This window comes from Sphingomonas sp. (assembly GCF_031361285.1).
Lineage (GTDB): Bacteria > Pseudomonadota > Alphaproteobacteria > Sphingomonadales > Sphingomonadaceae > Sphingomicrobium.
In genome coordinates this window covers 1-14,336 of record NZ_JANMCO010000105.1, presented here as the reverse complement: position 1 = coordinate 14,336, position 14,336 = coordinate 1, and the positions used below count along the sequence as shown (strand labels likewise).

Sequence of the window (14,336 nt, the reverse complement as noted above, 5' to 3'; positions counted from 1 at the left end):
CGCTTGTATAGCGTCCCGCCTTTGCCCATTCGGAACAAGACGATGAGCGACGACGGCGAGATTGCCCGCGATTATGCCGACGCCGGGTTCGGCGGCAGCCTGCCGTGGGGCGAGAAACCGGCGCTGTTGCTGGTCGATTTCGCGCGCTGCTATTTCGATGAAGCCTCGCCGCTGCGCGCGCCGGTCGAGGCGGCTCGAGCGAACGCCGCGAAGCTCGCCGATGCCGCCCGTCATCGCGGCATTCCTGTCGTGTTTACGCGCGTCGAATATCCGCTCGATCGGGAGATTGAACCGGCGCGGCTGTTCCGCAAGAAAATCACCGGGCTTGCCGCCTGGGAAGTCGGTAATCCGATGGGCGCGTTCACGCCGGAATTGATGCCCCGCGACGGCGAGCTGATCATCACCAAGCAATTTCCGAGCGGCTTCTTCGGCACCGATCTCGCCGACCGCCTGCATGCGCTCGGTATCGACACGGTACTGGTAAGCGGGCTCACCACTTCGGGCTGTGTGCGCGCCACTGCGACCGATGCCCTGTGCCACGGATTCGCGCCGCTGGTGGTCGGCGACGCGTGCGGCGACCGCGACCCCAAAATTCACGAATCGAACCTGTTCGACCTCGGCGCCAAATATGCCGACATCGTCACGACCGATCGGGCGCTGGCCTATATTTCCTCTCTGTCGCCGTCTCTCTGAGTGTTTGAAAAGGCGTGAAAGGCGCGGCGGATGTGGCTGGTCATGACCGCGTGCGCCCATTCGGGATCGCCAGCCACGAACGCCTGCAGCAATTCGCGATGTTCGTTGGCCGACTGGGCTAGCTGGTCGCGGCGGTAATGAAGCGCGGTGCGGCGCACGATCGGCTGTTCGACCAGGGTCGATAGCGTCGCCGCCAGCCGCGGCGAGTCGGCGGTTGCGATGATCATCGCGTGAAAGTCGCGGTTCCTGTCGAGGAATTGGTGGACATCGGGCTGGGCCAGACCGACCGCACGCTCGATCGCCGCATTGCACGCGCGCATCTCGTAAAGCATGTCGCCCGTCATCCGCTCCGCCGCGCGCCGCGCCGCATGCGCTTCCAGCATCGCCCGCAACGCGAACATTTCCTCGACATCGGCGCGGCTCCAGTCGGCGACGAATGTGCGCTGGCTTTCCGACCGCACGACATAAAGCTCCGCCTCCAGCCGGCGTAATGCGTCGCGTACCGGAGTCCGCGACACGCCGCAGATTTCGGCGAGCTGCTCCTCCTTCAGCGCCGATCCCGGCGGTGCGTCTCCCGACAGGATCAGGCTACGGATTTCGGAATAAGCGTGGTCGGTGGCCCGGGTCATCTGCGGTCCATCATAAGCAAACTCGGGACAAAAGACAGTGCTTGACGCGACTGTTTTGTATACAATAACATGGCCAGGGGGGAGGGTTGATGCCCGACGAGCGCCGAATCAAGGTCATCGTACCGATCGCAATGGATGCAGCCGGGGGCGCCACCCACGCTCAGCGGCTGCCTGCCGATTTGGTCGCGCCCTGGTCTAGGCCTGAGTTTTCCGCCGTCACCTGTGGAGCGGCGCTGACCGGCCGTGACTGCAGCGTCAATGGCCTTCGCAACACCAATTTCTGGCGGATTTGCGATAGGCGGGTCCAGGAAGCTTATGTCTACATAAGCGGGGCGAACGTCCTCGCCTGAAAGGGCGGGCCGTACACAAGAACAGGAGAATGACGATGACGACCACTCGCGTGACTCTCGCCGCCGGATGCGCGCTGGGCGCGTTTTTGACGACGCCCGCCCTGGCGCAGGCCGCCGACCCGGTGACCGAGCCCGCGGCAACGACGGTCGGCCAGCCCGACAATGCATCGAGCGACATCGTCGTCACTGCGCGGCGGCAGAACGAGCGGCTGCTCGACGTGCCCGCATCGGTCACCGTGCTCACCGCCAAGACGCTGGAAGTGACCGGCATCAAGACCGCCGATCAGTTCGTCCAGCTGACACCCGGTGTGACGATCGTCACCGGAACGGCAGAGGCTGGCGACACGCAGATCAACATTCGCGGCATCAACGGCGCGCGCGACGCCGAAAGCTCGGTCGCGCTGGTGGTTGACGGAATCTTGAAAACCAACACCGCGCAGTTGAACCAGGACCAGGGCACGCTGCGCCAGATCGAAGTGCTCAAAGGACCGCAAGGCGCGCTCTATGGCCGCAACGCTGCTGCGGGCGCGATCGTCATTTCGACGCTGGCTCCGGGACATCGGCTGCAAGGCGGGGCAAGGGGAAGCTATGGATCGCACAACACGTTTGAAGGCTCGGCCTATCTGGCCGGACCAGTGTCAGATAGCGCCGGGTTCGTGATTTCGACCAATTACCGCAAAACCGACGGCTTCTACCGCAACATCTTCCTCGATTCGAAGACCGTCGACGACCAGAAGAATTTCGGCATCGACGGGAGGTTCGTCGCCGATCTGGGTCCCGCCACCAAGATCGACCTGAAGGCACGCTATGCCAAACTCAGCGGCGCATCGATCAACTTCAACTCATCCTTCCATCTGCCTGCCTTCGGGGCGTTTAATCCGGCGTTTAACGAGCAGGTCGATGATCATCCGTTCCGCTATTATTCCAACATTCGGCCAACTAACGATCAGCGCACGATCGAGGCGTCGGCCAAGGTAGAGCATGACTTCGGCGCGGTGAAGTTGATCGGCTGGACGCTCTATTCCGATATCAAGCAGGACCTTGTCGCCGACGGCACCTCGGCGGATTTCGCGCGCTATATTGCGCCCGCGCTCGGCGCCCCGCCCAACGCCGTCAATCTCGCGGTGATGAACCAGTGCTTCGCGACCACCGCGGCGTTGACCGGCTTTCCGGTCAATCAGCCCGACTTCATCGGCGCGACTCCCGTTCCGTTCCTGTTTGACCCGGTCACGGGCTCGACCTTTGGCGCTTATTCGCCGACCACCTGCGACGGCACCCAGTACCAGGTACGCAACCAGAAGGATTTCAGCGGCGAAGTGCGGCTGGTGTCGAACTCTCCGGGGCCGCTCAGCTGGCAGATGGGCGCATACTATCTCCACATCGACCGGCTGGTCGGGGTCAGCCTGGGCGCCGATCTGGGCCAGGGCGTGATCAAGAACCTCTACAACCCGCCAAACAGCACCAATCCGACGTCGCAGCTGTTCGCCGACAAGTTCAAGACCAACGTCTACGCCGCCTTCGCCTCGGCCGACTACGCCTTTTCCGACCAGTTGAAGGCCAGCCTGGCGCTGCGCTATGACATCGAGGATCGCGCGGTATCGAACCGAGTGCCGGTGGCTACCGACCCGATCACCGGCGGCCCGATCAATCCCGGCCAGGCGTTTGGCCCGATTCAGGACGGGTCCAAGTCGTTTAAGATGCTCGAGCCCAAGCTGGCGCTGAGCTACAAGCCGCAGCCTAACATGAACATCTACGCCGACTGGGGCGTGGGCTTCAAATCGGGCGGATTCAACAACCAGGGGTCAGCGGCGATCGTCAACGCCAACTTTAACGATGGTGTAACCCCCGGCACGATCGATGCCGACGTCGTCATTTCCGACCAATATCGCAAGGAACGGTCGAGCGCGTTCGAAGTGGGGACCAAGGGGTCACTGCTCGGCGGCCACGTGACTTACGATCTTGCTGGCTATTACACCCGCATCCGCGACATGCAGTTCTTTGAATTTTTCGTCGGCGGATTTGGGCTGCTCCGCGTGGTATCGAACATCGACCGAGTCGACGTGAAAGGAGTCGAACTCAACCTTAACGCGCGCATCGTCGAGGGCTGGTCGGTCTTCGGCGCCGTCAATTTCACCGACAGCAAGATCAAGAAGAACAGCTCGCGGCCCGACACGGTGGGCAACAAGTCGCCCTATACCGCCGATTACACACTCAACCTGGGGACGCAGGTTGAAGTGCCGGTGAGCGCGACGATGAAACTGTTTGCGCGCGCTGACTATCGACTAACTGGGCCCACTTGGTTCTCGACCGTGCAGGACCAGATAGGCCCGACGCTCTTCACCGGGCTGATCCCGATTTCCGCGGTCAGCTTCCTTCCGGCCGAATTCGGCAATGCCGACTTCGGGGCGGCTCGGCGCGACGCCTTCGGCGTGGTCAATCTCCGCGCCGGGGTCGAGGGGGCCAACTGGAAGGTGACCGGCTTTGCCCGCAATCTGTTCGACGAGAAATATCTCAATGAAGTGATACCGGCGATCGAGTTCGGGGGGTCGTTCATCTCACCCGGCGAGCGACGGATCATCGGCGCCGAGCTCGCGGTGAAATTCTAGGTGGCGCCCCACTCGCTGAACAACGGGATCGGCGGAACATCCGGGTGAACAGCTTCATAGGCGTCGATCGCAGGGGCTAGCCGCAACGTCCGGCCGATCTCGTCGAGGCCTTCGAGCAAGGCGCCGCGTAGCCCGGCATCGATGGCAAAATCGCGGATGCGGCCACAGCCGTCACGCAGCTGCTGCGCTTCCAGATCGATCGCGAACCGCGCCTCGTTGGGCCGCGCCGCCTGCGCCATAAGCTCATCGACGGTCGCCGAAGGCAAGGTCAGCGGCAATATCCCGTTCTTGATGCAGTTATTGTGGAAAATCTCGGCGAAACTTGGCGCGATGACGGCGCGGATGCCAAAATCGAGCAGCGCCCACGGCGCATGTTCTCGGCTCGACCCGCAGCCGAAATTCTCGCGTGCGACCAGAATCCGGGCGTCGCGCCACGGGACCTGGTTGAGCACGAAATCGGGCTTTTCCTTGCCTTCCGCATCGTAGCGCATCGGCGCCAGCAGACCCGCTCCCAGGCCGTCGCGACTGACGCCGGACAGATAGGCGGCGGGGATGATCCGGTCGGTGTCGAGATTGGCGACGGGAAGCGCGGCGGCAATGCCTTCGAGGCGAATGAATGGCGTCATCCCCGGCCCGTGCGGACATCAACAAGCCGCCCGGCCAGGGCGGCGGCGGCGGCCATCGGTGGCGACAAAAGATGGGTGCGGCTGCCGGGACCTTGCCGGCCCTCGAAATTGCGATTGGACGTAGACGCGCAACGTTGACCGGGGCTAAGCCGGTCCTCGTTGAGCCCGATACACATTGAACAGCCGGCGTCACGCCACTCGAACCCCGCCTCGAGGAAGATGCGGTCGAGCCCCTCGACCTCGGCGGCGGCTTTTACCGTTCCGGAGCCCGGCACGACCAGCGCGCGAACACCCGCCGCGACATGCCCGCCACGAATGACCGCGGCGGCGGCACGCAGATCCTCCAGCCGGCCGTTGGTGCAGCTGCCGATAAACACTTGGTCGATCTCGATGCCGGCCAGCGGCACATCTTCTTGCAGCCCCATATAATCGAGCATCGACCGCGCTTGGTCGCGCCGCGCGGGATCACCAATCTCCGCCAACCGCGGCGTTCGCCCGGCGATGGTCGTCACAGCTTCGGGGCTTGTACCCCAACTGACCATCGGGGCGACGTCGGAGGCGTCGATTTCGACAGTGCGGTCAAAGGTAGCGCCCTGATCGGAGGCGAGCGCCACCCAGCGTGCGCATTCCTGCTCGAACAGCGGCCCGCGCGGCGCCAGCGGTCGATTCCGCAACCAGTCGAAGGTCGTCGCGTCGGGCGCAATCAAACCGGCGCGCGCTCCCGCCTCGATCGACATGTTGCAGACGGTCATCCGCCCCGCCATGTCGAGCGCGCGGATCGCCTCGCCGCCATATTCGATGACATGATTGGTCGCCCCCGCCGTGCCGACCCGCGAAATGATTGCAAGGATCAGGTCCTTAGGCGTGACCCCGAAGCCAAGCGCGCCACGCACCTTGATCAGCATGGTTTTCGCACGCTGCTGGACCAGGGTCTGGGTCGCCAGGACATGTTCGACTTCGGACGTGCCGATGCCGAATGCCAGCGCCCCGAACGCGCCGTGGGTGGCGGTGTGGCTGTCGCCGCACACGATGGTCATGCCGGGCTGCGTCACGCCGAGGTCGGGGCCAATGACATGGACGATACCCTGCATGGCGCTGGTCAGCGGAATATAGGGAATCGAGAATGCAGCGGCGTTGTCCTCCAGCATTCCGACCTGCGCGCGACTGGCCGGATCGGTGATCCCCGCGATCCCTTCGGCGCGGCGGCGGGTTGGAACGTTGTGATCGGCAACCGCCAGTGTCAGGTCGGGACGCCGCACCCCGCGCTTGCTCGCACGAAGGCCGTTGAACGCCTGCGGGCTGGTCAGTTCGTGGACAAGGTGGCGATCAACATAGAGCAGCCAGTCGTCGCCCGCGACCGGTGCCACCGCATGCGCATCCCAGATCTTGCGGTAGAGCGTCCGAGGCTGGATGTCTGAAAGGGGCGGCATTCTACCTGCGGAGTTAGCAGGCCCTACCGGTACAGGCCAGAATTACAACCGCGCCGGCGTGTCGCGATCAGCCGATTCTCCGAACCAACTCTTTGAACCCTGAGGTGCCACGCAGCGCGTCGAACAAAGGACGATTATGATTTTGACGGCACTGGATCTTGCAGCGCGACAGACTGTCCCAAGCTTTCAAGGGCCTGTCCGTTAAGGCCGGCATCGCCATAAACCTGGGCTAATCCGCCGCCTCGGCCAATCCTGAACGAACAACCGCTTTCGGGAATCATTCAGTCGACCGGCTGCGTCCGAAATGGGCGCAGAGCTGCCAGGAGCCCAATGTCCGCTATGGGTCGAATGCGGACATTGACCCATCCCGAAAAGATTGGTGGCTTTTCGTGGAGGACCGCACTTAATAGGGCAGTAGTAGGGCGCCTGCTTCAAAGTCGTGCGGGCGGCCTCGAACTCCCGCTTACGGCAAGCGTCGGAGATCAAGAGTGAATTCAGGTTTGTTTAATGTCCTTAAAAGTAGTTCAATATCAAAGGCTTAAAATTCGTAATGATGGGGTCAGGTGTTCGAGTCACCTAAGCGGCACCAGCCCTTCCACAAGGACATTGGCGGAATCCCTTCGCAAAGCGGGTAAACCCTTTACCCGCAGTTGGGTAAGGTTTGGGTGATTTTAACTCAGTGGTCGGCCGATGACGGTGAGCGTCAGTTTGCGCATGGCCTGGCCTCAAAACGCGGATACGCCGTTCGCCTCGTAAATGTTGCGGGCAGTCGACCGCCGGTCTTTCAAGCCGGAATGGCGTCGTGCTGCGGGAGCATTACGGTGATCCCAAGCGCGTGAACGGTCGAGATAGGTGGCGGGTTCAGACCCGAGATCCGGACCAACGAAACCAAATCTATTGACTAGGCGCAGGTGGGGGAAGGTGGGGGATGAACCGGCGAAGAACGCTGCCCTCGCCTCCCTGGGGGAAAGGTTGCTCGGCTTCTGCCCCCATCCCCCACTTGCCGAGACTAGCGGGGCGGGCGAGCCAAGGCCGGCCGTGACTGGCTACCGAGACGAGCATCCGGAGTTCGCGGACGTGGCCCGGTCGCATGGCGCGCGGAGGGCCGATCTGACGACCCAGCGCGAGCGATTTCAAGCTTCAGCCTTAATGTCCGCTTTCGACCCATTCCGGACATTCGGGCCGCAAAGGCTGGCTCAACGAAAACGCATTGTTGGGTGAACATTCGTCCCGGGGCATCGACTGTGTTATCCGTTGCGTCTCGCAGAGGGGCAGCAGCTATGCGGTCTTCCGTTTTGTCCGGCACTGGGCCTCAGCGTGAATTAAACAGCCAGAGCATTGAACCCACCGCCGCCGCGGTTAGTCTGACCAAATGACCGCGGAGCACGTTTTTCACCGTTCCACCATGGCTTGCCCCCCGGTCGCGATAAGCGGTGAAGGCATATTCGTGATCGACGCCGAAGGCCGACGGTACATCGATGCCTGCGGCGGAGCAGCCGTATCCTGCCTTGGTCACAGCCACCCTAACGTCGTCGCTGCGATCGCCGAGCAGGCTGCGCGCCTGGAATATGTTCACACCGGTTTCTTCACGACCGAAGCTGCCGAAGAGCTGGCTGACGTAATTGCCGAAATGTCGCCAGGCTCTCTCAGCCGCGTCTGGTTTACAAGTAGCGGTTCCGAGGCAATCGAGGCCGCCTTGAAGCTTGCGCGCCAGTACCATCTCGAGCGCGGCGATACTGGTCGTAACCGCGTGATCGCACGACGTCAGAGCTACCACGGCAATACGCTCGGCGCGCTCGCGGTGGGAGGAAGCGCATGGCGGCGCGAGCCTTACCAGCCTCTCCTGATCGACGTCGCTCTCGTCGATCCCTGCTTCGAATATCGCTTCGCCGAGCCCGGAGAGAGCCCGGAAGACTATGGCCGCAGGGCGGCGGATGCGGTCGATCAGGAGATCCTCCGTCTCGGTCCAGATAGCGTCATCGCCTTCGTCGCGGAGACAGTCGTTGGCGCCACGGCTGGCGCCGTTCCGCCCGTCGGCGATTATCTCAAGCAGGTCCGCTCGATCTGCGACCGCCACGGCGTCCTGCTGATCCTCGATGAGGTCATGTCCGGTGCGGGCAGGACCGGCTCTTTTCTCGCGTGCGATCAGGATGGCGTCGTTCCTGATATCGTGACGCTCGGAAAGGGTTTGGGTGGTGGCTACCAGCCGATCGGTGCATTAATTTGCACTGACGAGGTCTATGATACGGTCGCTCGCGGTTCGGGAGCGCTCAAACATGGGCAGACATACAACGCGCATCCGGTCGGCTGTGCCGCCGCGCTCGCCGTTCAGCGCGTTATCCGGCAAGGGTCGCTCATGGAGCGCGTGCAGATTGCGGGAACACGATTGATGGCGCTGCTTTGCGACCGGTTTGGCGACCATCCCAATGTCGGAGACATTCGTGGCCGTGGGCTTCTTCAGGCCATCGAGCTCGTGGCTGATCGTTCGACCAAGTCTCCGTTCTCTCCAGAGCTCGCGTTGCATCAGCGCGCGAAAGCCGATGCATTCGAGCGCGGCCTGCTGATCTATCCCGGCGGCGGCACGATCGACGGCCGGCTTGGGGACCATATCCTGCTCGCGCCCCCGTACAACGTCACCGACGATGAGCTCGACATGATCGTCAGCCTGCTCGGTGAAACCTTTGACGCGATCCTGCCGACATGACCCGCGACCCGCGCTACGACATCCTGTTTGAGCCGGTGCGCATCGGTCCCGTGACGGCGCGCAACCGCTTTTACCAGGTGCCTCACTGCACCGGGATGGGTTGGACACAACCGGAGGCGCTCGCCCGGCTGCGCGGCATCAAGGCCGAAGGCGGTTGGGCGGTTGTGGCCACGGAAGAGACGGAAATCCATCCGACAGCTGATTGCGAGCCATTCCACGAAGGCCGGCTATGGGATGATCGCGATATCCCGGCCATGGCTCTCATGGCGGACGCAGTGCACGAGCATGGCGCGCTCGCCGCGATCGAGATCATGCATCATGGTGGATCAGTGGCGAACTGGGGAACGCGTCTTGCGCCGATGGCTCCGTCCCATCGCCCGATCATATACAATTACCCGGTGCAGGCGCGCGCGATGGACAAGCAGGACATCCGCGATCTTCGTAAATGGCATCGCGACGCCGCGATCCGCTCGAAGAAGGCGGGCTTCGACATCGTTTACGTCTATGCAACTCACGACCTTTCGATCGCGCAGCAATTCCTCCAGCGTCGCAAGAACGACCGAATCGACGAATATGGCGGAAACTTGGAAAATCGTGCCCGCCTTCTGCGCGAGCTGATCGAAGATACCAAGGAGGCGGTGGGTGACCGCTGCGCCGTAGCGGTCCGCTTCGCCGCCGACGAGCTGATCGGTGAGGCCGGATTGACCCACGATGGGGAATCGCGCGACGTCATCGAGATGCTCGCCGAACTGCCTGACCTGTGGGACATCAACATTTCCAACTGGCCGAACGACAGTCAGACTTCGCGCTTCGCCAAGGAAGGGTTCCAGGAGGAATATACCAGCTTTGTGAAGCAGCTGACGAGCAAGCCGGTCGTTGGCGTCGGGCGCTTCACTTCGCCGGACACGATGGTCTCGCAGATCAGGCGCGGCGTCCTGGACTTTATCGGCGCCGCACGGCCCTCGATCGCCGATCCGTTTCTTCCGAAGAAGATCGAAGAGGGGCGGATCGACGAAATCCGCGAATGCATCGGTTGCAACATGTGCGTGTCGAGCGATTACACGTCGACCAACCTGCGCTGCACGCAGAATCCGACGATGGGCGAGGAATGGCGTCGCGGCTGGCACCCCGAGATCATTCAGCCGAAGAAAACGGATGCGTCGGTGCTTGTGGTGGGTGCGGGGCCGGCGGGGCTGGAGGCGGCACTTTCGGCCGCGCGTCGAGGCTATGAGGTTCATCTCGCCGAGGCCGGAACCGAACTCGGCGGACGCGTCTGCCGCGAAAGCAGCCTTCCCGGCCTTGCGGAATGGGCGCGCGTGCGCGACTGGCGAGTCACCCAGCTCAACCGGATGCCGAACGTTTCCGTCTATTTCGACAGTCAGATCCAGGCCGAGCACGTGCTGGAGTTCGGCGCACGACACGTGACGATCGCCACGGGCGCTTCATGGCGCCGCGACGGCGTCGGTCGCGATTCCGGCTTTCCAGTTTCCGGGTTCGACGCTCTTGCCGTCTACACGCCGGACGATCTCATGTCGGGGCGTGTCCCAACCCAGGGGCCCGTGATCATCTGGGACGACGACCATTATTACATGGGCGGAGTCCTCGCCGAGCTCTGCCGTGCCGCCGGGCTCGACGTCACAATCGTAACCCCGGCCGCAATGGTTTCAGCATGGACGGTCAACACGCTTGAAGCCCTGCCGATCGCGAAGCGGATCGCCCGGCTCGGGATTGAGGTGATCACGTACACAAGCGTCGTCGGATTCGCCGACGGCCGGGTGCGGCTCGTAAGCGGTTTGACCGGCGCCGAGACTGAAATGTCGGCGGCCGCGCTGGTGACCGTCACCGCAAGACTGCCAGTCGATGCGCTCTATTCGGAGCTGGAACACGTGCGTGATCGCTGGGAAAGCGCGGGCATCGCCTCGGTAACGCGGATCGGCGACTGCTGGGCGCCGAGCACCATTCAGCAGGCGGTTTACACCGGCCACAAATGGGCGCGCGAGCTCGATGAGGCGCCAGAAACGCTCATCCCCCGCGAGTTGCCAATGATCGAATCCGGCCGAGTGAAGCCGACACTATGAGGAATGCTGCCCCGCTCCTCGTCTTGGCGTTGGTCGCAACCCAGGTCAGTGCGCGTGCGCGCGACCTCGGCATTCCGTTCGAAGGAGTGCCCGGCCGCCTCAACTCCATCACGGATGTTGGGGGTGTCGAAATCGGCCAGAGAACGCTGATTGAGGGTGAAGGCGCGTTGAAGGTCGGGGTCGGCCCAGTGCGGACGGGGGTCACGGTTATCTTCCCCAGGGGCCATGCCGACCCACGGCCGGTCTACGGCGGGTTCTTCGATCTCAACGGCAACGGCGAAATGACCGGCAGGAGCTATCTCGAGGATTTCGGAATTGTGCAGGGCCCAATAGGCATCAGCGATACGAACGCGATCGGCCAGGTTTATGCGGGCATCCAGCAATGGACGTCGAAGCATTTTGGCGCCGCAACCTGGCCGGTCGTAGCCGAGACCTGGAGCGGCTATCTGAACGACATCGAGGGCTTTCACATCACAGGCGAGACGGCCGTAGCGGCGCTCGATAATGCAAAGACTGGTCCAGTCGAGGAAGGCAGTGTCGGTGGCGGAACCGGCATGGTCTGCTTCGGCTTCAAGGGCGGCATCGGCACGGCGTCGCGCGTCGTCTCGATCGAAGGAAAGAGCTATACGGTCGGCGTGATAGTCCAGTGCAACACGGGTGATCGCAAGGTGCTTCGCATAGCCGGTGCGCCGGTCGGGCAGGCACTCGCGAAACGCTGGCTGCCCTGCTTCGACCCGAAGGTCGCGGCAAGCGCTGGTCGGTTGAAGCCTTGCACGGCCGACGGCTCCCGAGGCGAAACTCCGCCGGATCAGGGATCGATCATAATCGTTGTCGGAACGGACGCGCCACTGATGCCAGAGCAACTCAATCGCGTTGCCCGCCGCGCAGCCATGGGCCTTGCGCGCCTCGGGTCCTATTCTGGCAACTCATCGGGCGACCTGATGCTGAGCTTCTCGACCGCGCCGGGCGAAGTGAACCATGAGGATCAGGACAGACCGAGCCCGATCACTCCGATCGCCAACGCCAGGATCGACCCTATTTTCGAGGCGGCCACGCAAGCGACGGAGGAGGCGATTGTCAACGCACTTGTCGCGGCGCGGACCATGAACGGCGCGAACGGCGCCCGTTTCTTCGGGATTCCGCATGACGAGCTTCGCGCGATCCTGAAGCGCTACAATCGCCTCGAGAGTATTACGAAATGAACGATCTGCCGCGCGTCACTTACTCGAATACGGGCGAGGACTTTTCCGGTGTCCACGCGCATCTCGACACTGTGATTCCGGACGCCGAAGCGCGTCTTCTGGGAAAAAGTCGCCCGGCCTTCATTGGCGGTCGCGATAGGACCGAAGGCCATGTCGTCGTCGCCCGAAGCCCAATCGACCTTGACATCGTACTCGGCGAGTTTCCGCAAGCGAACGCGGCACTGGTTGACGAAGCCGTGATGACCGCCCGAGCGGCCTTTCCGGCTTGGCGCGACATGGGTTGGGCGCGTCGTGTGGATATCCTTCGCCGTGGCGCCGACATCCTCGAAGAGCGCAAGTGGGATGTTTCCGTCGCCTGCCTCGTCGAAGTCGGTAAGTCTCGCTTCGAGGCGGTTGGCGAAGTCGAGGAAGCGATCGACCTCGTGCGCCACTATTGCACGGAGATAGAGCGCACCGACGGCTTCAGCGAGGAGCGTCCTGGCGCCTCGTCCGCCGAACGGTGCGGTGTCCTGATGCGTCCCTATGGCGTCTTTGGAGTAAGTGCGCCGTTCAACTTCCCGGTCGCGCTATCGATCGGAATGATGTCGGCGGCGCTGGTTGCCGGGAACACCGCCGTCTTCAAGCCGAGCGATGCGGCAGGACTGACCGGGCGACTCGTTGTCGAGGCGCTTATCGAGGGAGGGGTGCCGCCTGGCGTGCTCAACCTTGTGCAAGGCGGACGCGAGACCGGCGAGGCACTGGTCGGAAATCCGCACGTTGACGGTTTCGCCTTCACGGGGTCGAACGCGGTCGGCATGACGATCCTCCGGAACGGAGCATCGTCGCAGGCGATGCGCCCTGTTCTCGCCGAAATGGGCGGCAAGAACTCGGCCTTCGTGACCCCGGGCGCGGACTTGTCCGTCGCAGCGTCCGGTGTCGCGCGCTCGGCTTTCGGACTTTCCGGGCAGAAATGCAGCGCCCTCTCGAAGGTCTATGTTGCCCGAGACATTATGAACGACTTTCTGGGTGTCCTTGCCGATACAACAAACAAGCTCCTGGTCGGCGATCCCCGGCGGCGAGACGTGTTCATCGGGCCGGTCATCAACCGGGCCGCCTTGGACCGCTTCACTCAGGCGGCTGCAGAGGCCGCAACCGCCGGGTCTATCTTGCTCGGCGGCCAACAGCTTGCCGGAGAGATCTTCGACCGTGGCCCTTATGTCGAAGCGACCATCGTCGCGGGGTTACCCGCCGAGCATCGAATCAACCGCGACGAGCTGTTCCTGCCGTTCCTGAGTGTCTTACCGTTCGATCATCTGGCGGACGCGATCACCGACGCGAACCTGAGCGCCTACGGCCTGACTTCGGGCATCTACACGCAAGACAAAGCCGAGCTCGATCGCTTCCTGGATACCATCGAAGCTGGCGTGCTCTATGCCAACCGCGCCAGCGGCGCGACGACCGGCGCGTGGCCCGGCTTCCAGACCTTCTGCGGTTGGAAGGGTTCGGGAACCACCGGCAAGGGCGGCCTCGGCAGCTGGTACGTACCGCAGTTCATGCGCGAGCAGAGCCACACGATCTTCGGCTCGCCGTGAACAAACTCTACGACTCGCCCCGGGCGGCACTCGACGGCCTCCTGCACGACGGGATGACAATCATGTCCGGCGGCTTTGGCCTGGTCGGAAATCCCGAAAGCCTGATCCCGGAGATCAAGGCGTCCGGAATGAAGGACCTCACAGTCATTTCAAACAATGCGGGTGCCGATGACTTTGGCCTGTGGCACCTGCTCGAGAGCCGCCAAATCCGCAAGATGATCTCCTCGTATGTTGGTGAGAACAAGCTGTTCGAGCAGCAGTATCTCTCCGGCGAGTTGGAACTGGAGTTGAACCCCCAAGGCACTTTGGCCGAGCGGATCCGGGCCGGCGGGGCGGGGATCCCCGCTTTTTACACGCGGACCGGCGTCGGGACGGTCGTTGCGGAGGGGAAGCCGCACGAGGAATTTGCGGGTCAGCTCTATGTTCGGGAGACATGGCTGCGTGCCG

General features: G+C 62.9%; 11 protein-coding genes. 8 read left to right on the top strand and 3 right to left on the bottom strand.

The features are described 5' to 3' along the window. Positions 1 to 42: 42 nt before the first annotated feature. Positions 43 to 693: an isochorismatase family protein gene (locus RMO25_RS09795; RefSeq protein ID WP_309662420.1), complete on the top strand. Its 651-nt coding sequence runs from the start codon at positions 43 to 45 to the stop codon at positions 691 to 693. Here RMO25_RS09795 and RMO25_RS09790 read toward each other — a convergent pair. Continuing rightward, positions 663 to 1,322 carry a GntR family transcriptional regulator gene (locus tag RMO25_RS09790; protein WP_309662419.1) on the bottom strand — a complete coding sequence of 220 codons (660 nt, stop codon included), beginning with the start codon at positions 1,320 to 1,322 and terminating at the stop codon, positions 663 to 665. The two genes, RMO25_RS09795 and RMO25_RS09790, sit on opposite strands and share 31 nt — an antisense overlap. A gap of 89 nt (positions 1,323 to 1,411) precedes the next feature. Here RMO25_RS09790 and RMO25_RS09785 point away from each other — a divergent pair, with 89 nt between their 5' ends. Continuing rightward, positions 1,412 to 1,672 (top strand): hypothetical protein, encoded by a 261-nt coding sequence (locus RMO25_RS09785; protein WP_309662418.1) that lies wholly within the window; start codon positions 1,412 to 1,414, stop codon positions 1,670 to 1,672. 35 nt (positions 1,673 to 1,707) lie between these two features. Continuing rightward, positions 1,708 to 4,278: a TonB-dependent receptor domain-containing protein gene (locus tag RMO25_RS09780; protein WP_309662417.1), complete on the top strand. Its 2,571-nt coding sequence runs from the start codon at positions 1,708 to 1,710 to the stop codon at positions 4,276 to 4,278. Here RMO25_RS09780 and leuD read toward each other — a convergent pair. Both leuD and leuC read right to left on the bottom strand, forming a co-directional pair. Further along, positions 4,275 to 4,904, bottom strand: a complete 630-nt coding sequence (gene leuD / locus RMO25_RS09775; RefSeq protein ID WP_309662416.1) for a 3-isopropylmalate dehydratase small subunit — start codon at positions 4,902 to 4,904, stop codon at positions 4,275 to 4,277. The genes RMO25_RS09780 and leuD overlap by 4 nt on opposite strands. Next, positions 4,901 to 6,334 (bottom strand): 3-isopropylmalate dehydratase large subunit, encoded by a 1,434-nt coding sequence (gene leuC / locus RMO25_RS09770; protein WP_309662415.1) that lies wholly within the window; start codon positions 6,332 to 6,334, stop codon positions 4,901 to 4,903. The genes leuD and leuC overlap by 4 nt, the downstream gene beginning before the upstream one ends. 1,372 nt (positions 6,335 to 7,706) lie before the next feature. On the opposite strand from leuC, the gene RMO25_RS09765 reads away from it, so the two are divergent. From RMO25_RS09765 to RMO25_RS09745, 5 genes are all read left to right on the top strand, one after another. Further along, on the top strand, positions 7,707 to 9,038 hold the full coding sequence (locus RMO25_RS09765) for an aspartate aminotransferase family protein (protein WP_309662414.1): 1,332 nt from the start codon (positions 7,707 to 7,709) through the stop codon (positions 9,036 to 9,038). After that, on the top strand, positions 9,035 to 11,116 hold the full coding sequence (locus RMO25_RS09760) for an FAD-dependent oxidoreductase (protein WP_309662413.1): 2,082 nt from the start codon (positions 9,035 to 9,037) through the stop codon (positions 11,114 to 11,116). The genes RMO25_RS09765 and RMO25_RS09760 overlap by 4 nt, the downstream gene beginning before the upstream one ends. Continuing rightward, a complete protein-coding gene (locus tag RMO25_RS09755; protein ID WP_309662412.1) occupies positions 11,113 to 12,318 on the top strand; it encodes a P1 family peptidase in 1,206 nt (401 codons plus the stop codon). The genes RMO25_RS09760 and RMO25_RS09755 overlap by 4 nt, the downstream gene beginning before the upstream one ends. Beyond that, on the top strand, positions 12,315 to 13,889 hold the full coding sequence (locus RMO25_RS09750) for an aldehyde dehydrogenase family protein (RefSeq protein ID WP_309662411.1): 1,575 nt from the start codon (positions 12,315 to 12,317) through the stop codon (positions 13,887 to 13,889). The genes RMO25_RS09755 and RMO25_RS09750 overlap by 4 nt, the downstream gene beginning before the upstream one ends. Further along, a partial coding sequence (locus RMO25_RS09745) for a 3-oxoacid CoA-transferase subunit A (protein WP_309662410.1) occupies positions 13,886 to 14,336 on the top strand: 451 nt, incomplete at its 3' end. The genes RMO25_RS09750 and RMO25_RS09745, both read left to right, overlap by 4 nt.